Here is a 24,982-nt window from a genome sequence, read left to right as displayed (position 1 = left end):
CGTGGAGGAACTCCTCCAGCTACAGGCGCAGATCACCGCATAGCTCCACCGAACGCCCGGAGAGCGAGACTCACAACACAGATGATCGGAAGATGACCCACCTCGAGTCACTGACAACGTCGGCGAGCGGTCCTACACGAGAACGTAGCGTGGGACCTGTCGCCTGTCCGCACGCGAACTCCACTCCTACCCCTCGGTTGCACCACGTCAAGACACTCACAACCAGGACCCCTCCCCCGCATTGCAGTGGGTGTAGCAGGTGTACTCGTCAACATACATTGACATAAGCTAGCTAATCAGTGATCGCGGATGTGATCTGGCATGGGTTAAAACCATGGATTTCATGCGGGATGCATGAGATCATTGTGGCATGACAGCTGTAGCGGGAGCGCGCACGGACCTTCAAGCTCACCGAGATTCCATCCGGTTTCATGAGGATCAGCTCGTGCGTGAGCTGCGCGAGATCCTGGGCGCAAAGCTGGTGGCTTATCTGGGGTCCGTAAAGGAAACCCGGGCTGTACGCCAGTGGGCTGATGGTGAGCGCAAGCCATCCGCGGAGGTCGTGCAGCGGCTCCGCGACGCCTACCACGTGGCAGCGTTGCTCCGTCAGCGTGATGCTACTCCCGTCGTTCAGGCCTGGTTCATGGGCATGAACCCCCAGCTCGATGATGTGCCACCAGCACGACTGCTGCGCGAGGGGCGACTTGAGGACGCCGGCCCAGCGGTGCTGGCTGCTGCCCGCGCGTTCGCAGCAGCAGGTTAGTCCTTGCCACCCCGGACACTGACGACGATCAACACATCCCAGGTAGTTTGGCGGGTCGGCTTCTCTCCTGACCCGTGGGCGTGGAGCGGCTGGCAGTACGCCACCGACGGCCGGTTTCCAGGTCGTTGGGACGACGCCGACGGCAACTTCCGTACCATCTATGCCGGCTCCAGCCTGCTGGCATGCCTCCTTGAGGTGCTTGCACACTTCCGCAAGGACGCCCACTTGGCCGCTGAAATCCAGGATATCCACGAGGACGACCTCGACCGACACATGCACCCCACCATCGAGCCCGGGCTTGTCCCCCGGCGGTGGCTCGACCCCAGGAGCATCGCCACGGGAACGCTCACCGGCACCTTCTGCGTCGTAGCGTCGTCAAAGACCATCGCGAGCCTCTACCCGGACTTCATCGGGCAGGCTCTTTCTCTGGGGCTGACCGATTTCGACGCAGCCGCGCTAAAGGACGCTCGCCCACGACATCTGACCCAGAGCGTCGCGACATGGCTGTACGAAAATACCGACGTCAACGGCGTCAGCTTCAACTCCAGACACGGGGATGATCTGACCCTGTGGGCGGTCTTCGAGCGCCCCGAGGACGGGCCAGTATCAGCGTGTCTTACGGATACCGGGCATCACTCGTTCACAGGCGCAGAGCCCGAGTTGATGCGCGCTCTTCATCTTCTTGACTTGCAGTGGGCCTGAGCCTGAGCCCAAACTGACGCCCGCTGGACCATCGGCGGCGATTGTCCAACGGCCTGTTGGACAACTGATGTCCGGCCCCTGGCGTCAGCATTAAGGTGTTTGCGCCACAGGTCGTGGCGCAAACCGGCAGCGGCACAGATACCTATCCTTCTATGTATCCGTGCCGAGAAACCCGCCCATGCTTCTCCAGTAGGTGGGCGTGGTCGTGACTCCGCGACAACTGCGAACCCGACAGAACGTCGGTTATCGGCGATTAACAGGGACACGCCCACGACGTCGATAGCGCTCAAACGAGACGAAATTACCGGCTCAACTGACGAGATTTAACGCACGTAGGATCTGAACTATGGATGAATTTATTGCTCATTCTGCTTAAGGTGCGTGGGATTAGAATCTTCATGAGCTGAGAAGCTTGATTCGAGGTGCATTGTCTCTACCCTTTGGCTGCGGTAGGACGTCTGACGCCTAGCTTTCCGGGTCAGGCGTCAAATTCATCACCGGCTTGCAGTGTGCCGGCGGCCCGCAGCCCGCTCAGGGGTAGCAGGCCAGCGCCATTCCCGCGGAACATAAGTAAGGCCCCGTGCTGTAGCACGGGGCCTTACTTAGTCTTTTTCAGGGCTCGATCATGGCCGCGGTGGTTGGATAGGAGATGGTTCTGTGTTCTTTGGCTCTAATCCCCGCTGATAGTGCTTAAAGGCACTGTTGATTAGCATTGCCGTCAGCACCAGCCCCGCAAAGATAATGGCCGTCATGTAACCGAGAACCAGTCGACTCCACCACTGATCAGCGAACATACCGACAACTGCACACACTAGCGCGGCGCCCACCATTGAGCAGTAGCCCCCGAATAAGACTGTCCGAATGTGATTCCCGTACTCTCGCATCAGCGCCTCAAGCATCTTCGAGTTGAGTGTTAGGACTGCAGTGCCGGTCAGCGAGAGACCTCCAACTACTCCGCCAATCGTGGAGATAGCCGTAAACCCGTCTGTAAGTTTATCCTGGTCGACGCAACGATAAACGAGGAAGAACCCCGCGCCGACTAGTAGGACGCCAATTGAGGTGAATATATATAGCAGCGTTAGGCTACGATCCGTTCTTACTTTATTCCGTCCCTTCATGACCCTCCCCGCACAACTTAGGTGACACTTTGCAGCTCGTTGCGGATGCGTAGTAGGTCAGCCCTATCCTTGTCGAAGGCACTGACAATTTGCTCGATGGTTCTGATGGCCTCGAACGCTCGCGTCGCGCCGCTTGTCAGACGGATGTTAGTCGTCCTTGTCAGGCGGTGGTGCAGAAGGTCGATCTCGGTCGGAGGTATGTCGGCCTGATGGTCGCCTGCCGTCTTGACTTGAGCCTTCAGTACGTCGCCCTGGAGCTCGCCGAAGGTCTGATTGTAGAAGTCAAGGAGGGTGCGCTCGTCCTCTTCAGTGCTGATCCCTCTCACCGTCGAGACCTTGATCTCGATCCGAAGCGCACCCACTGTTTTAGACTGCCCGCCGAAGAGCTGCTGCAGTCCACTCGCATCCATGACGAACTGCCCCAGGTTACCAGCGACGGTCATTGACTTCAGGCCGTTCGCGCGGTTCAAGTACTGGATGCGTTCCTTGTCGATCACGGGTAGCGCCTCCAGCGAGAAGTGTGCGGGGCCTACCGTCACGATGCCCTCACTGAGCAGTACCCGGGTGAGCCACTCGGCGAAGATGGCCGCGCGAGGGGACGAAATCGACTCAGATATGACTCCGAACATGTTCCCGAAGGGGCAGAACCAGACGAAAAGGTTGTCGACCGGGTTCCAGGCCTCGCCTGCAAGCTCCATCGCTTGCTGATCACCGGTGTCCTCGTGTTGCTGGTTCGGCACATAGTCCTTATCGCCGGCAAGGATCAGACCATACGTCGTAGTCCGGTCCTCGATGGTTGGAGCACCCTCAGCGTCGTGGACACTGAGCGCATCCTGCAGGGCCGATGGGACGCCAAGTGCCACGATGGTGCCGGTAAGGACCTGACCGTCAATCGTCTGCTTGTGCGCCCTTCCGTAGAGCGCCACCAGGGTATGGATCCAGTCAGTTTCCGGGAGCCCCGAGGAGCTCTGGCTGTTCGTCAGCCGCCAATATTGAAGAGTGCGCGGTAATGTTTTGGCTCGTGCGGCCACAGGTCCCCCAACGTGTATGGGCAAGAGGGCAAGCTCGCAGCCGCCTCACGCGATGTTTAGATGCAGTGTAAGCAGACGCCGGGCCAGGAAAGCGCAGCGGGATGCGTGTCCGATAGCGGCAACGTAGGGTGACGGCGCAAAGCCGCCTAACTTCGGCGTCCTCAGGTAGCGATAGAAGATTAAGGCGAAGCAACGTCTCTATGTCACTGGTCTATTGAGCAATATGAAAAGGTCAGACTTCCTGACCATATGTCTAAAGGTGCATCACGAGTGTTTTGTGTCAGTTTGTTCGTATCGCAACATGAGGGCTGGACTGGCGCGCGCGAACTCAATCTCACGGAGTGCTTCCCAATCGGTCATGAGCGTTGTGTAGACATACCGATCATTGAACCAAATCTCGACTAAACCCTCGCGGGCCGTTACGCCGAAGGAACGGCCGTCATCCGAAGGTTCGAAGGTATACGGGTGACGCATCCTTACTCACCACTATCGTTCGATCCGAAATCTATATCGAGGCTGCTGCGCGTAACCCGGTTGATACAAATCTGACGTGCTCGTTCGCCGTTGACGAAGAGAGCGAGCGTTCCTCAAGCCCGGGGAAATAAGCATGCGCACGCTGCCCGTTGCGCCTACTCGATGAATTTGATTCCAGTACCCTCCTGTCAGTCCGCAGGAGAGTTGGAAAGGCTGCCGTTTCCCTGACAATCATCTAAGGCGGCCCTTCCGCGCGGAGGCTCGCGGAGATTCCACTAAATACTGGAGGCCTCCTCCTCTTGGGGCAATTGCGACCGAGACGTGGTGGCTTGCCAGACTCTGCGTTGTACTAGGAGCCAGAACACACCACACACACCAAGGGTCAAACCAGATGCCAAAAATACGATCGTTCCGCCCAAGTAGTCCATGATGTAGGCGGCAGAAATGATTGCCAAAGCATTGACAACTCGTTCTGTGCCGTTTATGAGAGCGAACCATGATCCCAGCTGTCCTCGAGGAGCATTTAGCTGAATGATTAGACTCATCGACTTCAACTGAAGCACGCTCCCGAATCCAAGAACTACCGCTCCAATCCCCGTCCAAACCAGGTTACCGCCCCCGGATGCGACCAAAATCACACCGAATCCGCTACCTAAGCACCCTATTCCGAAAAGACGCGATAATCCTTCTTTGTTTCCCTTGGCGATAAATAAGGCAGCAACTAGAGAGCCCAGTGCGAGCAGACCCAGAAGCGCCCCAGCAGTAGGTGGTTCAAAGCCATAGTCTTGTCTAAAAAGAGAATACATAAGTAAGAGAACTGTCGATAGTGACATTGTTGCAACGACGTCGAGCACCAGAAATACTCTCCATCGTTTTGATCTGCGAACGGCCGAAAAAACCTCCCCCAAGGAAGTAGACTTCCTCGGTGTCGATTCCTCGACCTGAACCGAAGACGCATGCAGGGCGGCAGCATTGGGGAGGGGGGAGGCCTCATTGCTGACAACGGTTGACGCCGACTTCGTGACTCTAGTGCCGGCTCCGGTGAGGCGAGTTTTTTTCACGCGAAACAAAAAAGAAACGAAGAATACATACCCTGCCGCATATAAGGCACTAACAACAACGAGAGACTGGAACCCAGGCGACTGCAAGATGATGAAGCCGGATATAACAGGTGTAACAGTTGCCGCAACCGAACGAACAGAAACATCGAGGCTCGCGAACTTTATAAGACCTTTGTCGTCATCACCGAACGCTTCGGGTAATGCTGCATCACGACTGATACCAACGAGTTGGTTGATATAGTCAATCAGTGCTGCCGTCAGGATAATAAATACTACGCTGGTAATACCAAGTATCGAGCTCGAAAAACCAGCAATAGCAAGCACTACCGTCCCGAGTCCAGAGAAAATAATCATGGACCGCAGTGGACCCCAAGCATCTATTTTAGAGCCGAGGGTGAAGCTAGCTACTGCTTCCGTCATGTACCCTGCAAAATATATCCATCCGACTGTACTGACTTTTTCGGATAAAGTCAGTGCGGTATTAGCGAAGGCCATGTCGTACGTTGACTCGCCCAGTGTGGCAAGAATGCCAGCCGTCACGAATATGAAAACAATTGGCAGACTGCTACGGAACCTATTCATCAAGTGCCAGCATTCGTTCGACTGATACATCGACCCGATCACCAGGTGCCCTGAATTTATGAGAAGCAACGTCATTTTTATCGATGGCTATGAAGGCTGGTTGGTCCTGGCCGGGACTCTGCGTGTGAATCTCATACTCAAGTCGGTAGTGGAAGTTGGAAGGACTGTGCATCCGCCACATCACCCCCGGTTCTATCCTCAGACACAACCGAGGATCTTGAGGCAGAGAAATTTGAGATCTTTCCCCAAAACTCTCCGATCCCTCACGACGATCGATCAAGTCCAAACTGACGGCGGTTCCGGTTGTAGTTAGAACGGAGATCTGCATCGTTATGTATGGGTGAACTGAGTAATGCGTCGGCCAACTCGTGGAGCCCTCGGAGAGAATCGTCTGCGCAATACCGCTGGGAACGTGACTTGCCACTGTGACGGCGTCTTCGCGAACCTGCTGATACGATCCTCGTTTCACTGATGCCAGTCGAATTCCGGTCTCGATCGAATCGGGTTCTGTGCCGAACTCCTTATCGTTTTCAAGATGCAATTGTACTTTCCGGTCCCCGACAGTGACTTCCACTTGACTTGAACTCTTCGCTACACCTCCTCGCCAGGACTCAGACACTAGGCGAGATATGAGGAACTGGGCATCAATAGGAAGCATGCGGTCGTTCTGCCGGACTCGAGGTCGGCTTTTCTCCATCATCGCCACAGGCACGGTAACGTCATCGTTCATCGCGTTCCATTTCGACCCTGAGAAGGAAGGAGCGAGAATCGAATAGTCGTTTCGAGTGGCTACATTCTGGAGATCAGTAAACCAGTGAGCATACCCAGGTGGAATTTCCAGTATCTGCGATCCATCGGTCGGAACTTTCACGACCATTTTTCGATCGAGGTCGTCAGAATCCTCGCGGCAATCATAGATATGAACAGATACTGGGTCGGTTATTGTAGCCGAAAAGAACGAGAGTCGATCCATCTGTCCGCGATGAATGCCGTACTCTTGATACTCGAAATCCGGCCCGTGCGTCACGTAGTGGTAGGGCGAGCGATTGCGTGACGTAATGATGCGCTGAGCGGTTGGGGTGCCTGACTTTGGGTCATACCTCTGCGTGCGACTCATAATGATTCGCGGTTGATCGAGTTTCATTGCTACTCCTTGACGTGGGCAGGGAGGGTGCTCTCGCACCCTCCCCGCCTTTGCTACATACTTCGAACGTTAGAGCGCGTTGACAGTGATTCCCTGCGGAAGCATCGCCTCAACCTCGGAAAGATCCTTGAAGGTGCTCGTCGTCAGCTTCTCTTCATCAGCCGATGACATCATCGTCGTCTGAATCTTCGACAGAAGCGTGTTGAATGACTCCGGCTGGTCGAAGTAGGGGTCAAGCGCGCTCTTGAGCTGCACAAGGGCTTCGACGTCGCCTTCGCTGGACGTCTCGATGAGACGGTCCAATTCGCTCTTCCAAGACTGCGTATCTGCTGTAGTAACGGACATGTTTTTCTCCTTTTATTGTGTGACGAGCTCAGTTTCTTTCCTTGCCAGGAGGTTTGTGACGCTCCCTGGTATAAATGCCCAGCCTTCGTTCGGGGCGGCGGGGCCAAAATCATTCGATCGATGTGGATTTACTGTCGTCTCGATATCGCGATTCACTTCGTTCGACTCACTGGGAGCAATTCGCAGTTGTTCGGAACGTAAAATCGCTGTGCCGGTTCCGATGTAGCGGTACCAGGTGTAGGGTGGGATATTCACGTGGATCGTGGGGTCTGCTGCATGGATGATGCTCGATCCGTCGCAGGAAAGAATTTCTACAGCGAAAGTTCCTTCACCGCCGAGCCATGTCAGTTTCCGATGAGATCGGGGATGCCTAGTCCAAGACTCATCCAAAGCGTCAAGACGAAGGCGTAAGAAGTCGGACGTACAGCTGCTTGTGCTGGGCACGATGGTGAAGGACTTCGGCCCAGTCATCGCGTAACGATTCTCTTCGACCCTAGGATCGTCCTGCGAAACCGCGCCCTCGGTTGATGCCCACGCCGGGCGGACAGTGACATACCGATCCCCATCGGTGAATTTCAAATTATACCGAGCTGCATATGCAGCATGCGTGGTGGTGTTCACGCGCTGTGACATCTTGGAGATGAGAAGGCAGGCCTCATGAGGAACGAGCTTGTCGCAAACTTGTACGACTGGGTGGACTGGTGATGAACGCACGATGGAGACAAGGTCATTGTCCACGTACCAATCGGGCGTCGTGCCTGAATACCACACTGGTTCGTCCCGCGTGATTACTCCGTCAAGGCCATCAAGCGTGTGAGCTACGCCCCTGGGGATGACGATCATACGGTTGCAATCAACCTTCATCGTCACCCGGACCTCAGTTCCCTGGGTTGGGGAGTTCTCTCGACAATCGATGAGGCTGATTATGACGACTTGATCGACACCTAGGAAGGTAAGACGGTCGTCTTGTCCAATATGGATGCCGTAACTTGAGTACTCAAAATTGGTCTCGTGTGTGACGTAATCGGTAACGCCCGTGCCGCTCGATACTTTCACTACTTCGATAGGCGCTCCTTGAAAATGTCCTGTCACAGCTCTTGTGGGGACAACTTCAGCTCCCTCGATCGGAAGGACGGCGCTATTTTGTCCGTCGGCGAGATCAACTGCAATGATCTCAGCAACACGTTTGGCTTCGAACACAATGACTCCAATTCTGCAGATATTAGTCGGCGAGATGGGTAACGCGAATGGGTAGGGCATAGCAGAACGGTTTGCCTTAGGTCATCAACTCTCACTGAAAACTGGTGATCGTATCGCGCCTCCTAGGCGCTATTCGACTCAGGCATCGGTTGTGAATACTTCATGTTTGCGCTACCAAGTGAAGAAGTTAGCAGGTAGAAAAAAGGAACGCAATAGTGCAATTTGATGCAAGTGATCCAATCCTTCGTCACCTTTTTGAGCGCGACTAAGGGACTAAACAAATCACGAATTGATTGGTCAGGGCTCGCGCAGATTTAGATCTTCTCGATGCCGAGCGTTAGAGTTCGGATTCTACGCGAGGGTATGGAGTAAGCCGTGATGAAGGCTTCTACCAGCGGACAACTGGAACACGCCCAAGATGACTGTGAATCAGATTCCTCAGATTCTGGGTGCCGTCCTGTTTTATGTTCAATGCTGATTGTCACTGCTCCCCCTTGAAACGTCGTAAGCAGGAACATACCGGACCGTCTGCGCCTTCACGGGCCGTTTCGGGGAAATACCTACAGTGACTTACGTGAGTATTGCCTTTCAAGCTCCTTGCTGCTATTGGGGGAGGTTCAGGCTTGGTTTGATCCAGGAGCTTAGAGGTAGGGGCAGTCCTCCTCGATGTCTTATCGGTCTGCGCAATAAATCGCGAGGATGACTCCGATTCGTAGCTGAACCGTTACATCTGTATGAGTGTCGTTCAGCAGTAGTAGACCAGGGCCATGGATGAGTTGGATGAGTTGGGATTCACAGAGTGCATTGCTGGTTCCTTATCGCTCGTCCGCAGGCAGCGCGACTATCTCGTGCCCAATGACAAGGTCCTGCCCATCACCTCCTCTTCGGTGACATCTCGCTCCAACGCTTCGTTATGTCACACACCCTTTCCTCAGTCATGCGTGCTCGTGGTGGTCATGCGTGCCCGTGGGCTTTGGGACGTCTAGGCCAAGAGGGTCGTCCTCATATTCAGCTGGAAGTACCCAGACGCCGCCCACGATGCTTGGCATCATGTCCCCCAACCATCGGGCGGAGGAACCGTGTCGAGTCGAGGCGCGTAGGTCTTACTTCTCAGCAGGAATTCGTGTTCCTTTTGACAGTTCTTGAAGGGACCCTCCGTCGAGAACAACACGCGGGCCTGGGGGTCCCAGTGCTGAATCCACCAGGCGGACATGGTCTGCTCCTCCACGGCGGCGGCGTAGGCCTCATGCAGTGCTTTGAGTCGGGCAACTCCTTCAGGATGCTGCCACCATTCACGGCACCAGTGCTGGTCGGTGTAGTCATCAGGCACTGATTCGAGGTCGTGTGTGAAGGCTTCTACCCACAAGACGAACTGATCGACCAGCTCCGCCTCGGTAGTTTGCTCGAGTTTGTCCTCAGCGCTGTCCGTACGTTCCGGGTTCTGATCCTCGAACATGCTCTCGAGCTCGCTCATACCTGGAGTCCTCGAACGATTTCTGTCGCGGCGAGCTTGTCCTTCTTAATCTGGTCCGCGTCAGGGCGCTCCCACCACGGTGTGAGCTTCACACGTGCTGGCGGCAGATTGCTGTAGTGCATGAACGCCTCACCGACCGGCAGCTGCTGGATGTTGTGACCGCGGATCACAGGGTGTTCCTCTTCGCTGGTTGTACGGGACGACCCGCCGCGGCCCTGCGACGTTGACACCCGTTCCTTCTTCACGGTGCCGGCGGCCCGGGCGATCTTGTCGAGTTCATCGAGTTCCTCCAAACCCGGGAGGAACAGGCGGATCGATGACGTGCCACGGATTGCTGTGGCGGCATCCGTTCCCCACCGTTGCCGGTTCTGGGCGAACGATTGGCTGAGCCCGATGACGCGGATCCCGCGCCCGCCGGAGTCCGACAGGGCGCCGGCCATGTCCGGGAGAGCAGCGACATTCGGCGCCTCGTCGAGGACCATCGAGAGGACCGGCCACAGCCGCCCACCGGGCATCGCCTGCGAGATGCGCTGCGCTTTTCGGAACATGAAATCGGCGAACATGGCCACGAGCGGTGCGACCGGTGACCGTTCACCGTCGGTAAGCAGGTAAACAGTGTTCGGTCTGGCCAGAAACTTTTCCATGTCAAATCCTTGGCCCGGTTCGGGGCTGAGGATTTGCATTGCTTTCGGCGATGACAGGGGCTCCAACAGGCCCGCGAGAGTCTCCTGGATTGAGTCGACAGTTTCCCCGGCCCGCGACATCGTCAAAGCCTTCAGCCGTGCGGAGAACGCCGCAGGCGCGTTGTGCGCAAGCAGGATGTTCATTGGCTCCCGGTCGGAAAAGTTGTTCGTCCACCGGACGACGTCCTCGATCGTCTTGCCGTCCAGCGCTGCCGCGTGAAGAAACCGGCCGAGTACGGCGGAGGCTTTGGAGTTGAAGAAGTCCCCGTTTTTCACGTCTCCCATTGGCTGCGCACCGGCCCAGGCTTTTGCCCGGGCCAGAGCTTCGTCCGGGTCCTCGCAGCCGTCGATGACGTTCCATCGGATCTTGTTCGGCCAACCCGAAATGTCCTGCAGGTCAAATACGGACACCTCGCCCTTACGCTGCCGTGCCACCGCGGTGAGCATCAGCACGTCGTTCTTGGTAGAGGTCACCACCACCGCTCCCGGTGCGTCCAGGATGGTGCCGACCGCCAAGAACAGGGTCTTACCGGAGCGCTGGGGGGCGAAGACCCACATCGAGTCCTCGTGCTGCACGTACAGGGTCTGGCCGTCGAGCTTGCAGAGGGCCACGATCATCTCGTCTTCCGTAGCATTCGCGGGAAGTTCTAGGGACTGCCTCGCTTTGGCCAGCGCGCCCTTGCGGCCCATGCGCTTCTCGAGGTCCTTGTAGCGGGGCAGGCCATCGTCACGGGTCCGCTTCGACCCCGACATCACACTGAGGTACGCGGTTCCCAGGAAAAGCAGGATCCCCAGAACCACGGCGATCCACGTCGACGCGGACGGCCACACGAACTGACCGGCCTTGATCTTCGTCCACACCGCGGCCGGATTCGTCCACGGCATACCCGTCGGGGTGATCAGCTCACCGAGGAACGCGGACGCCCAGGCAACGCACACCGCCACAACGAGGAACACCACCAAGTAAATCTTCATCAACGTGTCGATCGACGTTCTCTTGCTCATGCCGCTTCCTCGTCCCGGTCAACATCGCTCGTGTCAGTGGCTGTGTCGTGGCCGCCGAAATCGACGGTGCTCGTGGACTGCATGGACTTGCTGGTGTCGGTCAGTTCCACCTCGAGCTCGCTGCGCACATGGATGGCGACGAACGGGTCGAGGCTTCCGATCTTCATCAGGCATGTTCCCTGCGGGAGGGAAGCGATGTTCGATGCCGACCCGGGCGGCAGGTTAAACATGTCCTCGCACGCCCGCGCGTCGGCGCCCTTGTCCTGCTTGTAGAGAAGGACCGTCCCGCATTCCTTCAGCATGGCGATAGCCGGGCTGTCTTCGGGGATGTCCGAGATGTGGTGGAACGCGAACTGGCATGACAACGACAGGGCGCGGGAGAGCTTGGTGTTGCGCCGGGTGACCTTGGCGACCGAGCCCTGAACCGTGTGCCACGCCTCCTCGATCAGCAGAGTCGTGTTCACCGCGGTCTCCTGCCGGTACAGGGTGTTCGCCAACCACGTGTTGATGATCGTCATGACGATCGGCAGCGCCGGACCGTCCTCAGGCAGCAGGGACACATCGAACACGGTCAGACCGTCGTTGAGCTTCACTTCCGGGCTCGTCGGCCCGTCGATCAGTCCCGACAGGTCATCCTCGATCATGCGTTCGAGCTCGAACGCAGGATCCTGACCCCATTCCCTCAACTCGTCCGCCGTGAGCTTCGACGCCTTCGCCGCTTCCTCATCCGGCTCGTACAGCGCCGTCAGGACGTGGCCGATATGGGCTTCCTCGCCGGCCGCGGTCGCAGCCCGGAGGGCCTGCTTATGGGCCATCCGCACCGCCTTGCCCTCCTTCGGGTACATCGGCCGGCCGAGTGCTTCCTCAACCACGGCTCGCAGGAGCATCGACTGGCCCGCCGGCGTATTAACGTTCGGGTCATCGTGGTTGGTCTCGTTCAGGCGGGCAGCGATGTGCGGGTCGAGAATGTTGATCCGCGCCCCACCACCACCGACCGTGAACTGCACGGTGGTCACACCCAGTGCCCTAGCCAGGTTCGTGTATTCCCCACCCTTCTGATCGACCTGGTACTTCTTGTCGATCACGACCACGCGGCGGCCCAGGATCAGTTGACGCATCACGCCCCAGGTCTTCATCGCGGACGACTTCCCCTGGTTGAGGTCCCCGATGTAGCAGACGTTCGGGGATCCCAGATCTTTGCCGTGCCCCGTGAACGGGTCATGCATGACCATCCACCCGGACCCGGCATCGATGCCGAAGACCAGACCCCTGTGCGAGGTTGGCGGCGACGCGATCGCCATGTGTGAGAACTCCATCTGCCGGGTCGAGGACAACACGCCAGGAGCCGCGGGGTCGTAGTACCCGAGGATCGATGCCCGCTTGGACTTCCGATCATGGAACCACCGCTCGGTCTCACCGACCCCAGCAGCTGCCTTCTCCCGCTTCCTGGCCTCGTCCTTCGCCGCTCGCTGCGCTGCCTTCTTCGTAGCCCTCTTCGAAGGGGTCTTCACAGTCCTGCGCTTCCGCTCGTGAGCGCTGGAGCCGCGACGATGTGCGTTGCCTGTCGAGGTGTCCGACGTCGACTCATCCGACGTTGACGTCATCTCTTTGCGGTCCTGTCCAAGGATGGTCATCGGATTCCTCTCGTGAAGGGCATGGTCGTGATCGAGGCGAGGTCCTGGCGCTTGTCCATCCAGTCGATGAACTCGATCCCGGCGTCAGCTGCGGCTGCCTCGATCAGATCGGCGGTAGTCAGCAGTTCCGCCTCTGACTCGACGGAGTAGGACACATACAGGGCGTAGGCCGCGCCATGGTGCCCGGAGCCCGGCTTCAGATCCAGCAGGCGCTGCGTCGACGCGCCTTTGAGAACTTCTTCCATGCCGTCGGTCACGATGCCGGACTTCGCGACCTCTTTCTCCCGTGCCCGGTCCATGGCCGCGTCAGTGCGGGCCCGCCGGCGGGCCTTCCGTGCGTCCTCGAGCTCCATCACCATGGACACCGAATGCACGACGGCCGGCTGGATGCCGCTGATCAACGCCTGCAGGGCGGAAACCGGGATGGCTTCCGGTGAGAAGGCGGACGCCGGAACGTATCCGGTGCGGGTGTACCAGTGACCGTTGACGACCACAGCCTTATCGGCTGCGGTCCCATCGAGGTGCTGCCAGCAATCCATGAGGTCCGCGCCGTCGGTGTCATCGATGTCCCAGTCAGGGTCCTGCAAATGCCGCAACAGTGCGGCTGTCGCCTCAGGCCCGAGCGGTCGGAAATCACGGATGGCGCCCGTCATCGTCGCTTGAGCCATCGCCGATCGCACTTCCTGGAAGATGGCCTGCCCGAAGCCCTCGTCCCCGCCGCCGAGGCTCTCGGCCCGACGAGTGAGGGCGTCGGAGCGGGGAATCCGGAACGTCTCATAGGTGCGGTGTTGCTCGGAGCGGGACTGCACCGCTTCCACTAGGTTCCCGTAGGACTCAAGCAGCACACGCGGCACAGACGCGGCCCTACGGTCCTTGATCCACAGCAGGTGATCCGCGGAGTCCATCGGTACCGCACGGGACAGGGACTGGACGTGTGTCACCAGGGACTGGGGTCGGGCCAGACGTGCGAGCAGCTGGCCGCGGGCGAAGTACGCCGAATCTTCCTTGTGTTCCTCACGAAGACCCGAGGACGACCCCATGACCTCTACCGTCACGGTGTAATACGGGTCGTTGATCTTGCCCTGATGCCGGAACACCGTCATCGGACCCGCCATGGTGGCCACCGTGAACGGGCGGACGTTCCCGACCATCAACGGTGCGTTCTCCTTGTGACGGATAGGGACCTCGATCATGCCCTTCTCATCAGCCCTGTCCCGGTCGGCTTTGCCGGCCTTGATCTTCCGGGTTTGATCGCGGAACTTCACCGGCACGAACGTCGCGGTTCCCTTCCGGGCGCGCACACGGTTATGACGCGATTCCACGTACAGGGCCCCGACCGAGCGGTGACCGGTCAGCCGGCTCGGCGTCGTCAGCGCCACCCCGACCAGCAACACCGCCGCGGCCAGGGTGATGCCCACCAGACGATTCGATCCCGCGGCTGCCAGAACGATCCCTGCGAGCAGAACAGTGACCGCCAGCGCGAACCATTCCGGCCCCGTCCGGCCTCCGCCGAACAGGCCACGCCGTGATACCTCGCCTCCAACGACGACCATTCTTCCCATGACCACTCCCCTACCGCTACGTGTTGCACAAGACCGCTAGCTACTGCTCTGACTGGTTACCGGCCGCTGATGTGGTCGGTGTTCGGCACGATCGATTTCGCTCCCTGACGGCCTCGCATGCTGGTCTGGCGGGCCCCCTCGCGGCCCGCGAGTAGGAACGCGGTAGCTCCGCCTGCGGCGATCTTTGCCGACCCGCGTCCAACGGCGGCAGTGCCACGGCCAGCGGCCCCAGCGCCCGTCCGCAGCGCTTCACCCGCCTTACCAGCCGGGGTTCCTGCGCGCTCATCACGCTGCAGCTGCGCGATCGTCCGCGTATCTGGAGCTCCACCAGCGGCGCCGTCGGACCCGTCGGCGGCCCCCTCGTCGGCAGACCCGGTCCTGGCGGAACCATTGCCGCTGCTTTGACCGTCAGAGCCCGCATCACCGGGAGGCTGGCGGTTCATCATGCGTGAGCTCGGCTGGGGCGCGGTCTGTCCGCCACCAGTACCCGTGCCAGTGCTTGTGCTTGTGCTTGTGCCGATACTCGCCCCACCATCGGTTCCTCCACCCGTGTTGTTGCCCGAAGGGGCATTGAATCTGTTGGTGGCCTTGCTGCCGGCACCGCTTCCGAAACCGCCACCAGAACTACTGCCCGAACCGGACTGGTTCTGGCTGATCCTGCGGTTGCTGATCGCCGACTTCAGAGCCGCTCCGGTGCCTGCGACCATCGCAGCTCCCGCGATGGAAGGACGATCTGCGCCGTATCCGGTTGCGGACGATGGAAGGATCGGGACGAACTTGAAGAGCGCAGCAGGTGAGAACGCGAGGACGAGCATTGCCGCCGCAGCCAGGAACACTGAGGACGCGTTGATCAGCGCGTCATTCACGCCCTCCGCCTGAAACGCAGGACGGGAGCTGATGAAGCTGAACAGCGCTCCCATCAGCAGCAAGATGAGCGGCTTCGACAGGGCGATGCTGACCCACAAGGCTGCGGTCTTGCTCACCTTGGCCCGGTACTCGGGATGAATGAGGAACCCGACCATCAACGCCAGTCCGACGCCGAGCATGTACAGGGCGAACGGTTGCAGAGCGAATAGTCCCAGCAAAGCCCATGCGCCGAGGAACATCATCCCGAACAGCAGTACGGCGGCCAAAGGGCCGAACGCGCCATTGGACTCATAGCTGGCGAACCGTGAAATCGCCGTCGCGAAATCGGTGATCTGGTTCGAGGTCCAGAACGTCATCGAGCCCGTCACCTGCATCAACCACCCGTTGATCACGTGTCCGAGAGCGGGCCCGAAGAGCACAAGTACCATCGACAGCGGCCCGTACCAGAAGATCGACTGCCGGGCGGTGTCGAAGTCGATCTTCTCGTCAGCGACGTCCTTGAAGAGCTTCAGATACATAAGCGCCATGATGACGACCCCGACGCCGGCGAAAATGGCCCACAGGTCCCTGAAGGAATCATTGACCTCGAAAGAGGACACCTTCAACAGGTTGTTCAGGACCTCGTTCGTTGCCTGGATTGCGCCTTCCTTGGTCGAGTTCGCGAACTTCTCGAACCCGTCTTTCGCATTTGCGATGAAAGCCACCGTGTCAGCAACACCCAGCACGAACAACCCGCCCGGCTGCAGGCCGATCGCCGTGCGAAGAGCAGTCCCTAAAGCGGGCTGAAAGTCCTTCCACGCGGTGTCTACAGCGCACGCAAGAACCGCAGGATTAGGCGCGCCCTCTTGATCCAGGGCCGCACAGAAAGTTGTCTTCTGAGTAGCAGGGTCGTAGTCCATCGATTGCTCGGGCGTCGTCAAGAAACGACCGAACGCTCTTGTAGCTAGTCCTTCGCAGTCTTGTCCTATGAGCGCAGTTGACATCAGATTCGGCTCGCATGCGTTTTTGGCCAACTCCTGATTGAGCTGGTCACGGATCCCGTCGCGCTGGTCCTGCGGCAGGCCGGCCAGACGTTTCATCTCGTCGGCGTTGAGTCCACCCTCAGATGTAAACAGGTCCTCCATTGCGCTAGCGGAGCCAGCGGTAAGCAGTCCGAGGCCGAGGAACACGGCCAGGAACGCTGCGACGAGTCTCAGGACGGAGCTAGCGCTTAGCGTTCGCATACTCGATCCACCCCTCCCGGCTCAGGTCCTTGAAGTAGTAGTCCGCGACGTCCGATGTCAGAACGGGCATCACGCCGGTTCCCTCGTCGGTATAGCCACCACTGGGACCTCGATCGGGAAGGCGCTGTTCAAACTCGGGATTTGTACGCAGCAGCGCATCGGAAATTTTCCAGTCTCCGTCCCAAGTCAGCTCCAATGACTGAGTACCGAAAAGGCCTTCAGGGAGTGTGTCGCTTGAACTGAGTCCCCCGAAAAGCACCTGCACGAGAGCCTGTTTTTCGGGTTCGCAGGAGACCATTCGATACATACCGCCCGCCCGTACGTCCGTTTGTTCCATCCAGCCACCATCAAACAATCCAGGGAGCTCGGTAGTCGCAGCAGTCTCATAGATGAGATCCCCGCCTAGTACGGCGTCCTCCACCCACGGCCCTTCTACAGCAAGAGACAGGAGCGTTTCCTTCTGTTCTGGCCAAGTTCCGACATTGAGGTCGGTCAGCAAAGGTGTGTACGCCGCTGCAGCCTGGGCTGCTGAGTCGCAGGACCCGTTGTAGCCGATCGGTGTGCGGCCATCCGGTGCGGTTGCGGTGCCGCCCTCCCCGATGTTGATGTCCGAGACAGGGAAACCGAGCGTGCCGGTCGTGATCGTGCTGTCCGTATCCGGCGTCGGTTCAGCTGTTGGGTCGGGGCGTGCACTGATGATGATCGCGGCGACGACCACGGCGATCACCACTGCGGCCACGGCGGCCAGCGCCTTCCAGTGTTTCCTCATGAGGTTCCGTTCAAAGGTTGAGGTGAGTTATGCCGGGTGCTGTCCGGTGATCCGGACAGCACCCGACGGCGATGGCTCAGGGGTGTGTGACCTATGCACCTGCAGCTGTGGCGACGGCAATGATGCCGCCGAGGATGACGCTCGCTCCGACCGTGGCCCCGAATGCGATGCCGCTGCGCTTGGCGCCTTCAGCGCCGTCCGCGATGTCATCGGAGTGGCCCTTCTGCCGTGCGATGCCCCACTTCATGAGGTTCCACAAGAACGCGGCGGCAACAAATGCGAGAGCCAGAGCCCAGATGCCGCCGAGGACGAGAGTGATGGCACCCTGAAACTCGACGCCGAAGACGGAAATGCTGGGCGTGACGCCCTCAAGTGGGTTTTCCATGGTGATTCTCCTATCGGGTGATGGTGCTGTTGGAAGTGGTGGTGAGGTTGGTCGTTGGTCTGCTGTCGACCTCGAGGAGGCCGGCGGCGATCTCCGCGGTGACGCGTTCGAAGGCCCGCCGTGCGGGATCTCCGACGAGCTGCCAATCGATGATCGAACCCGTGTCCAGTGCCGCGTCGTACGGGATATCGATGATCGTGCGCACAGCGGAACCGAGCTTCTCGCGCAGGTCGGCCTGCTCGGCCGGGGAGGCTTTCGCGCCGCCGCCCTGAGTCACGATGACGACTGCGTTGTCGACCAGGCGCTTGTAGTGCGGGTTGCCTGTCCGCTCGGACATGGTTTCGAGCTGCTCGATCATCCGCAGCGCGGATACGACCGAGTTGCGCTTGAGCGTTGTGGGGATGACCAGCTGATCGGTGACTTCGATGGATGCCAGCCAGTTCGCAGACCGGGTGTTGTTGCCGGTGTCCACGATGATGGTGTCGTAGAAGCGGGACACCACCGTGTGGATGCGGTTGAACTCTTCAGCGCCGATCGAGCTCATCCGGTCAGGATCCTCGTCAGAGGCCAGCACCGAGAACTGATTCTTGCCCTGGTGACGGGTGTAGAAGGTGAAGTCACCCTTCCGGGCCGAGACGGTTTCGAACTTCTCCAGGACGTTCAGCAGGTCCCAGACGGTGCGGGTTGATTCGTTGGAGTTGGTGCGCACTCCCGCTGTGCCCATCATCTCGTTGTTGTCCCACACGATCGCGTTCTGTCCCGAGTGGATACCGAACGTCGACCCGATGCCGACACTGCAGGTGGTCTTGCCGACTCCGCCCAGGGGCTGGGCGACCATGATCTGCATCGGACGCGAGTAGACACGCTGGATCGCTGACAGGTCGGTGCGCCGCGCGAGCTCCGCTGCGCCGACCTTCGGGGTGATCAGACCGAACGTGATCGACCGGATGAACGCCTGCCACCCTGTTGCCGGCGGCAGCTGATCGTTGACGTTCTCCTTGCGCAGGATCGTCGCGCTGCGTCGGCCGCTCACCAAGGGCCGCTCTACCGAAGGCTGTACCGGAAGCGCAGCAGGAACACTCTGGATTACCGAGCCGGTCGTGGTGCTCGCCGTCGCTTCCTGCTCCTTGTCCTGCACAACATCCGTCGAGGCAACAGGCTCGACCCCTGTTGAGGTCTCGACCTGCGCCCCCTCCTGCACCCCGTCCTGAATGTCGTTCTGGGGTTCGTCGGGATCGGTGAGGCTGATAGGAGAACGTGACTTGCGTTCCACTCCTGACCAGTTGGTCGTCATCGGGTCGTCCTTCCACTCGTGGTGTGCGTGCCTGCGGCGGGGCGGGGCTGGATAGGGTCCTGGAAGACCACCGCATCGGGCCGGGTCCTGAACGGCTGATACGTGGGGTCCATCTCAGAGACGGCAAGCGGATCGGTGAACAGAGGTGGTGTGCCGTACTCGTCCGGCAGCGTGTGCGTGCTCAGGCCTGGGTTCATGTCTGGGTTCATGTCGGTTTCTTTGAGGGTGCTCATGTGGTTTTGGGGCTGATGGCCGAGACGAGCCAGGGGGCGTCTTGGCCGGTGCGGTGCAGTAGCACGTCCCACGGCCCGTCGTTGGTGTAGAAGGACGCGGTGACGGTCATCGGGTTATCTGCCTCCCGGCTGATCGCAGGTCCATCGGTGATCGTGGTGATCGGGACACGTGCCGGGTCGATGTACTTCGCGTTCTCCGCGTACTCGACCGTCAAGAGCGGCTCAAGCTCGGGAAACCACTGCGTCTCGGGAACCTCGGGGCGAGCGAACATAGTCATGGCCTTTTGAGCGGCGTCCTTCACCCGCGCCTCGTCATCGGCGCTCCACACGACGTTCGGGCCGTCGTAGTGCTCCGTCACGTCATGCTCCTCATCGCCTTCTGCGTGCTCGCCATCGGTCCCGGCGCCGGCCTGGTCAGTGGGAACGCTGGTGCTGGTGCTGGTGCTGGTGCTGGTCCTGGCGCTGGGGGTAGTGGTCGGGGCGGTGGCTGATGTCGGCTCGCTGGCACACCCCGTCATGCCGATCATGAGCACTGAGCCCGCGACGAGAACTGTCAGGGCCGGTGGCAGGGACACGGGCTTGCGCATCAGTAGATGCCTTTCTCTTGAAGGATCGGGGTCGGATCGATGGTCGGGTTGATAGGAATGCCGGGGTTGGTATGTGCCCCGGCAAAGAACTCCATGTGCAGGTGCCGGCCGGACACGTTGCCGGTGGCGCCTTCGGTCCCCAGGGGCGTGCCGGCGGACACGGTGTCACCGGCCTTGACCTTGATCGATCCGGTTTCCATGTGGAACATGCTGATGGTGAGCTTGCCGTCCAGGGTCTGGCCGACGACGCCGTTGCCGTACTGACCTTCCATCTCCTTGATGTGGACGATCTTCATGTCCGTGATCGCCACGACCGTCCCGGCCTGGCCGGGGGTGGAGAAGTCGATGCCGTAGTGGAAGTTCGCCAGCACTCCCCCAGCGGTCCCACCGGGCGCTTGCCGGGGTCCGTAGCCGCTGGTCACGACTCCTTCGGCCATCGGCTTCACCCATTCGCCAGCAAGATCACCGATGACCTGGTTACCCTCCGCCGGGCAAACACCCGAAGGGTCGAGCTGCGCCGCAGCCTCCCCGCCAAGGGCCTTGACGATCTGCGTCGCCGGAACCCGGAACTGGGTGTAGTGATTCGGGTCAGCGTTGCGCTGGACCCGGTTGATCGCGATCGTCGGTTCCAGCGACTCCCAGCCCTCGACGGTCTGGAGGACCTTGAAGAAGTTCGTGGCACTGATGTAAGGGTCCATGCGGTCCTCATAGGACCCCCACGCACCATTGGCACGCTGCTGGAATAGACCCCCAGAATCAGGGCCGGCACCGTCCCCGAAATCAACGACCCGCAGGGTTGATTCACCGATCGCGGTCTGCACGCCGATCAGCTGCGCCTCCACAGGCAACCCAAGATCCGCTGCCGCCTTCATGATCGCGGACGCGTTGTCCATCTGCTCCGCATCGAAGCCTTTGACCGGGCTTGCGCCTACCTCAGGGCCATCACCTGCCGGCGTCCCTGGCGCCACGCACGCCGACGCGGCCTGGGCAGGTGTCCCACCGTCGTCCAGAACCACAACGACGAAACCCAGGGCTATCGACGTCGCGGCCACTACGGGCACGACCACCTTCCGCAAGACCTTCCCCGACACACGGGCGGCCTGCGCGGCGAGCAACGGATTGACGGCCATCAGAGCCTCGTCACCAGAGGCCCGGAAGGCTGGGAAGCACCGATCAGCGCATCACTCATCGCCCCGCTCCTCCTCATCGTTGTTTTGGCCTGCTGGCACGCAGTGCTCTGACGGGCCGATTGAGAGGTGCTGTCCACCGGGTTCACCGGGGCGTGGAGGAAACAAGTTTGCACGGGGCTTTCCTGCGCAGCAGGCCGGGCGAAGTTTTTCCGGAAGGACCCGGCGCGAAGCGCCCGGTTGACCGTGCCTCGCGGTCCGTCATGATCCGAAGGACAGCTGACCAAAACGTCGCTTGAACAGTCCGAGCGAAGCGAGGCCCGCTCTAGCAATTCCTCGACAGCGGCAAAGGTGGCTGAACACGACTTGTGCATCGTTCCTTCTCCCCTTCGTCGCACCTCGAGTGGTGATACGTGCTATCACGCCAAGTCTGACATATAAAGCATTGAACTAGACACTTAAGATGCTAAGTTGCATATGGAATTACCTGATCAGTGGAAGGTTCGGCACAATGGAGCGCATGCCCCGACACGTCCGTCCGAACGACCCTTTGTGGTCTGAGGACTTGGACGCCGCGATCGTCGCCTACGGCACTGCCGTTCGCATGCAGATCATCCGTCATCTGAGGATTTCTGGGCCCTCGATGCGGTACCAGATCCAGGAGGCAACGGGCATCAATGCGAGTGTGCTGACTCAAAGCCTAGGCAAGCTCGAGCTGACGAAGGTTGTCACGGCGAACCTCTCGGCGGAGGAACGATCCACGAGAGCTCTGACCTACACCCTCGATGCTGATCGAGCGGACAAGCTTCTTTCGCTCATCGCCGGCTACGTCAGCGCTGACGGCCTTCGGCCGAGCGAGTAGTGCGAAGCGTGCAAGGCGCACGACAAGGCTGGGGACTGCAAACATGCAACCAGCATAGGTGCAAAACTGAAAAAATTTCAGTGATGGAGGCGTTCAGCCCCTGATGTTCATGTCAGGTCGACCTGGGCGCACGCTTCGGAAGATTGCGAAGTGCCCGGGTTACCGCCCGAAGCGCGTCTACGTTCACCTCACCGAGTGCTCGGGCAGCGTAGTGCTCAACCTCAGAGATGCGATAAGCCTCGATGAGCCGAAGCTCGGCTTCCACACGCTCCGGCACTGGACCCGAGCGTTGCAGGAGAAAATTTGGATCGACGTCGAAGAAGTAGGCAAGGGCCTTCAGTAGTGCGGGGTCCCATTTGTTGTCCGCAGATCCTGCCAGCAGTCGATGCCACCGGGTCTTCGTGAGTGTGAATCCCTGCTCCTCGAGACCTTGCCGAATGTCTTCGTAGGTGAAGCTCGCGGCGTCTTTCTCGTGAACTATGTCGAGCAGCAGCCGGAGCTTGGAGGCAAGAACCTCTTTATCAGTCCGGGGGTCAACTGGGTCCTGATCTTCGCCCAAGGTGACCTCGTTTCGACTCATAGACCTGTCCGGACGCAGGGCACCACGTGATGCACGGACGGTTGCAGCACGGTGATGCACTCTGGCGAGACCACTACCTGGCAATCAGTGTGTAGGAGATCCCGAACGCAACCGCGCCGACGAGAAAGCCAACAATTACTTGCGCTGCCGAGTGATCTTTCAGATACACCCTAGACCAGCAGACGAGCGGGGCGGCCACCAAGACGGGCAATCCTGCCCATCCGAACATCAACAATGACGTCACCGTGGCTCCCCCGAGCGTCATAGCGTGTCCCGATACTTTCCACACAGGACTGATGACGATCAGGGTCACAATTCCTGCGAAGATACCGCCGATCAAGCCCCACACTGGCCTTGGCGTGTCCATGAGGGTGAGGAGGCCGGCACCCACGATGGCTGAGCCAAGCGTCCAGAGCATGACCCCGCGCCGTTGCCGCTTATCGCCCACGTGATGGTCGGTCAGGCGGCCCCGGCGAGCCATCACGACGACGACCGCGAAGGGAATCAAGCAGATCGACAGCGCTGCCACGAGGCCGGTCGCTACGAACGGCAGGAGCGGATTTTCGAGGATGGATGCGAGTACGAGGAGGGCGGACAGCACGAGCGGAGGCTGAGCCACTTCTGTGGCTACCCGGGCAACACGGCCCAGTGCCGAAGACTCCCGGGACTTGCTGATCATTTGGATGCTCATCGGGTGTCCTTCTCTCTCAACGTCATGTCGAACGACTCATCAAATCGATTCTCGGCCGAGGAAAGCGCGCGCTCGGTCAGTCGAGGCAGAGCTCGATGCTCACCGGTCACACGTCTGTCGCTCTCTCGGATGATGTGTTCGTACACGGCTCCCGAGGGGTCGGGGTGCACGACCGCAGACCTTACTCGTGCGAGTGGGCGAGGTCTCGCTGGCGACGTGCCGGCGAGAGCTGATGAGGCCTCGAGGATGAGCAGCGTCACCCTGTTTACGAGGTCGAAAGCGCGCAGCACGCGGATCAGCAGTGGCAGCGCAAGACTGAGCGACACGATCAGAACGCCGCCGTACAGTAATGGTGAGAAAGCGGTGTACAGGACAGCTCGCAGTCCCGCAGTACCAACGTCCAGCGCTTCAAGCTGCATATAGGCGATCTCATCGACGCACGCCGCCGTCATGAACGCCATACCGATTGCTACACCACGGGCGCTTACTCTCACGGCCCTGCTCGACTGAGGTGTCAGGCAGGTCCTCACGACCGAGGCTGCGAGAAAGCCCAGGGCGGCCATGTACACCGTTGCGTAGATGAGAACAGGGAGCTGATCGACGTTCTCCGGGACGAAGCTCTCCGTGGTGGGAACGAATCGCTGGAACAGGAATGGAATGACGATCGCTGCGGTGATCAAGAGAAGGAACCTGCGGCGATAGATGAACTTCCCGCGGTCCGCTTCGTCACCAAAGGCCCGGACAACGCCGTCACGGATGAGCCACACCGCGTATGTCACCGCAAGGTTGCGTAGCAGGTGGAGGAAGTTGTGACCGCCGAGCAGTCCGTCCAAGACCACCTCTGGGACCAGGACGCCGGTGCTGAACAGGCCCACAAGACCGATACCCATCGCGGCGAGGAAGGCGGTGGATGACCCGAATCGCAGGACGAAGATCAATCGGGAGACGAAAGCGACGGCGAGAAGCCAGAACGCAACCGCGATCACAGGCCGAAGATTCGTTCGGCCGTAGTTGTGTTGCTCTGCCCTGAGCCCAGCAGCACATCGGCGAAGACAAAGGCGAGGTCCTCGGCTGCGCACTCGATGTGATCCGCAGGCCCGTCGACCTGACGGAACATCCAGCTCACACCCTTTCGCGCTCCGACGCCGCGGAAGAAGCCGGACTCCGTCATGGGATCGCTCTTGTGACTCTTGTGGTCAAGGACGATGTGCCCGAGCTCGTGAAGGATCACATGGAACTGCCAGATCCGCCGACCGGCTGCGTATTCGATGCGGCCATGAGTCGGGAAATCTGTCCACTGCCCAGTGATGTTGGGTCCCAGCGACTTTGCCGGTACCTCGTGCAAGGTGAGGGGTTTCCCGTAACGCTTCTCGACCGCGGCTACGAGGTCGCTGAGTTGAGGTCGTGGGGGTAGCTCAAGCGTTGCGAATGCCGAGAGTGCTACTTCTGACCGTCCCACGTACCTCACCTGTTCTTCCCGCCGGTCGATGACCCGCCGAGGATCAAGGCTCCCCCGTTCCCCAACGGAACTGAAAAAAATTCAGTGATGTGTACTATGAAATCTACGCTGCGGCCCAATGTGGGCG

General features: G+C 59.7%; 23 protein-coding genes. 3 read left to right on the top strand and 20 right to left on the bottom strand.

Annotation, left to right across the window (positions count from 1 at the left end):
• Window positions 1-445: 445 nt before the first annotated feature.
• Both AC4D12_RS16595 and AC4D12_RS16590 read left to right on the top strand, forming a co-directional pair.
• Window positions 446-763 (top strand): hypothetical protein, encoded by a 318-nt coding sequence (locus tag AC4D12_RS16595; protein WP_490951067.1) that lies wholly within the window; start codon window positions 446-448, stop codon window positions 761-763.
• Between the two features lie 3 nt (window positions 764-766).
• On the top strand, window positions 767-1,465 hold the full coding sequence (locus tag AC4D12_RS16590) for an RES family NAD+ phosphorylase (RefSeq protein WP_490951066.1): 699 nt from the start codon (window positions 767-769) through the stop codon (window positions 1,463-1,465).
• A gap of 1,135 nt (window positions 1,466-2,600) precedes the next feature.
• Here AC4D12_RS16590 and AC4D12_RS16585 read toward each other — a convergent pair.
• The 16 genes from AC4D12_RS16585 to AC4D12_RS16510 form a co-directional block, all read right to left on the bottom strand.
• Complete coding sequence (locus tag AC4D12_RS16585) at window positions 2,601-3,614, bottom strand: hypothetical protein (protein ID WP_490951065.1); 1,014 nt, start codon at window positions 3,612-3,614, stop codon at window positions 2,601-2,603.
• 749 nt (window positions 3,615-4,363) lie between these two features.
• Window positions 4,364-5,689 carry an MFS transporter gene (locus tag AC4D12_RS16580; protein ID WP_490951064.1) on the bottom strand — a complete coding sequence of 442 codons (1,326 nt, stop codon included), beginning with the start codon at window positions 5,687-5,689 and terminating at the stop codon, window positions 4,364-4,366.
• Between the two features lie 34 nt (window positions 5,690-5,723).
• On the bottom strand, window positions 5,724-6,875 hold the full coding sequence (locus AC4D12_RS16575; protein WP_490951063.1) for a hypothetical protein: 1,152 nt from the start codon (window positions 6,873-6,875) through the stop codon (window positions 5,724-5,726).
• A 69-nt stretch (window positions 6,876-6,944) separates the two neighbouring features.
• Window positions 6,945-7,220: a hypothetical protein gene (locus tag AC4D12_RS16570; RefSeq protein WP_490951062.1), complete on the bottom strand. Its 276-nt coding sequence runs from the start codon at window positions 7,218-7,220 to the stop codon at window positions 6,945-6,947.
• A gap of 12 nt (window positions 7,221-7,232) precedes the next feature.
• Window positions 7,233-8,420 carry a hypothetical protein gene (locus AC4D12_RS16565; RefSeq protein WP_490951061.1) on the bottom strand — a complete coding sequence of 396 codons (1,188 nt, stop codon included), beginning with the start codon at window positions 8,418-8,420 and terminating at the stop codon, window positions 7,233-7,235.
• A gap of 1,048 nt (window positions 8,421-9,468) precedes the next feature.
• Entirely contained in the window at window positions 9,469-9,894 is a 426-nt protein-coding gene (locus AC4D12_RS16560) for a DUF4913 domain-containing protein (protein ID WP_490951060.1), read from the bottom strand.
• The gene (locus AC4D12_RS16555) at window positions 9,891-11,582 is read right to left on the bottom strand and encodes a type IV secretory system conjugative DNA transfer family protein (protein WP_490951059.1); all 1,692 of its coding nucleotides are present in this window, start codon (window positions 11,580-11,582) and stop codon (window positions 9,891-9,893) included. Before AC4D12_RS16555 ends, AC4D12_RS16560 begins: the two co-directional genes overlap by 4 nt.
• Complete coding sequence (locus tag AC4D12_RS16550) at window positions 11,579-12,883, bottom strand: ATP/GTP-binding protein (RefSeq protein ID WP_490951058.1); 1,305 nt, start codon at window positions 12,881-12,883, stop codon at window positions 11,579-11,581. Before AC4D12_RS16550 ends, AC4D12_RS16555 begins: the two co-directional genes overlap by 4 nt.
• A 329-nt stretch (window positions 12,884-13,212) precedes the next feature.
• Entirely contained in the window at window positions 13,213-14,634 is a 1,422-nt protein-coding gene (locus tag AC4D12_RS16545) for a hypothetical protein (RefSeq protein WP_490951057.1), read from the bottom strand.
• Between the two features lie 200 nt (window positions 14,635-14,834).
• A complete protein-coding gene (locus AC4D12_RS16540; RefSeq protein WP_490951056.1) occupies window positions 14,835-16,769 on the bottom strand; it encodes a hypothetical protein in 1,935 nt (644 codons plus the stop codon).
• Window positions 16,770-16,848: 79 nt separating this feature from the next.
• The gene (locus AC4D12_RS16535; protein ID WP_490951055.1) at window positions 16,849-17,637 is read right to left on the bottom strand and encodes a hypothetical protein; all 789 of its coding nucleotides are present in this window, start codon (window positions 17,635-17,637) and stop codon (window positions 16,849-16,851) included.
• A gap of 91 nt (window positions 17,638-17,728) precedes the next feature.
• Window positions 17,729-18,022: a hypothetical protein gene (locus AC4D12_RS16530; RefSeq protein ID WP_490951054.1), complete on the bottom strand. Its 294-nt coding sequence runs from the start codon at window positions 18,020-18,022 to the stop codon at window positions 17,729-17,731.
• 10 nt (window positions 18,023-18,032) lie between these two features.
• A complete protein-coding gene (locus AC4D12_RS16525) occupies window positions 18,033-19,316 on the bottom strand; it encodes a MinD/ParA family ATP-binding protein (RefSeq protein WP_490951053.1) in 1,284 nt (427 codons plus the stop codon).
• Window positions 19,313-19,549 (bottom strand): hypothetical protein, encoded by a 237-nt coding sequence (locus AC4D12_RS16520; protein WP_490951052.1) that lies wholly within the window; start codon window positions 19,547-19,549, stop codon window positions 19,313-19,315. Before AC4D12_RS16520 ends, AC4D12_RS16525 begins: the two co-directional genes overlap by 4 nt.
• Window positions 19,546-20,136 (bottom strand): hypothetical protein, encoded by a 591-nt coding sequence (locus tag AC4D12_RS16515; protein WP_490951051.1) that lies wholly within the window; start codon window positions 20,134-20,136, stop codon window positions 19,546-19,548. The genes AC4D12_RS16520 and AC4D12_RS16515 overlap by 4 nt, the downstream gene beginning before the upstream one ends.
• Window positions 20,136-21,266 carry a M23 family metallopeptidase gene (locus AC4D12_RS16510; RefSeq protein WP_490951050.1) on the bottom strand — a complete coding sequence of 377 codons (1,131 nt, stop codon included), beginning with the start codon at window positions 21,264-21,266 and terminating at the stop codon, window positions 20,136-20,138. Before AC4D12_RS16510 ends, AC4D12_RS16515 begins: the two co-directional genes overlap by 1 nt.
• A 517-nt stretch (window positions 21,267-21,783) precedes the next feature.
• Between AC4D12_RS16510 and AC4D12_RS16505 the strand changes: the two genes are divergently transcribed.
• Window positions 21,784-22,125, top strand: a complete 342-nt coding sequence (locus AC4D12_RS16505; protein WP_490951049.1) for a hypothetical protein — start codon at window positions 21,784-21,786, stop codon at window positions 22,123-22,125.
• A gap of 112 nt (window positions 22,126-22,237) precedes the next feature.
• Here AC4D12_RS16505 and AC4D12_RS16500 read toward each other — a convergent pair whose 3' ends face one another.
• From AC4D12_RS16500 to AC4D12_RS16485, 4 genes are all read right to left on the bottom strand, one after another.
• Complete coding sequence (locus AC4D12_RS16500) at window positions 22,238-22,705, bottom strand: hypothetical protein (RefSeq protein WP_490951048.1); 468 nt, start codon at window positions 22,703-22,705, stop codon at window positions 22,238-22,240.
• Between the two features lie 73 nt (window positions 22,706-22,778).
• Window positions 22,779-23,396, bottom strand: a complete 618-nt coding sequence (locus AC4D12_RS16495; protein WP_490951047.1) for a phosphatase PAP2 family protein — start codon at window positions 23,394-23,396, stop codon at window positions 22,779-22,781.
• Window positions 23,393-24,382, bottom strand: coding sequence for a hypothetical protein (locus AC4D12_RS16490; protein ID WP_490951046.1), 990 nt, complete (start codon window positions 24,380-24,382; stop codon window positions 23,393-23,395). The genes AC4D12_RS16495 and AC4D12_RS16490 overlap by 4 nt, the downstream gene beginning before the upstream one ends.
• Window positions 24,379-24,741 (bottom strand): hypothetical protein, encoded by a 363-nt coding sequence (locus AC4D12_RS16485; protein ID WP_490951045.1) that lies wholly within the window; start codon window positions 24,739-24,741, stop codon window positions 24,379-24,381. The genes AC4D12_RS16490 and AC4D12_RS16485 overlap by 4 nt, the downstream gene beginning before the upstream one ends.
• Window positions 24,742-24,982: the final 241 nt, after the last annotated feature.

Source organism: Arthrobacter sp. TJ-266 (assembly GCF_058269115.1).
The sequence above is the reverse complement of the archived record's forward strand: the minus strand, read 5'-3'. Positions and strand labels throughout refer to the sequence as shown.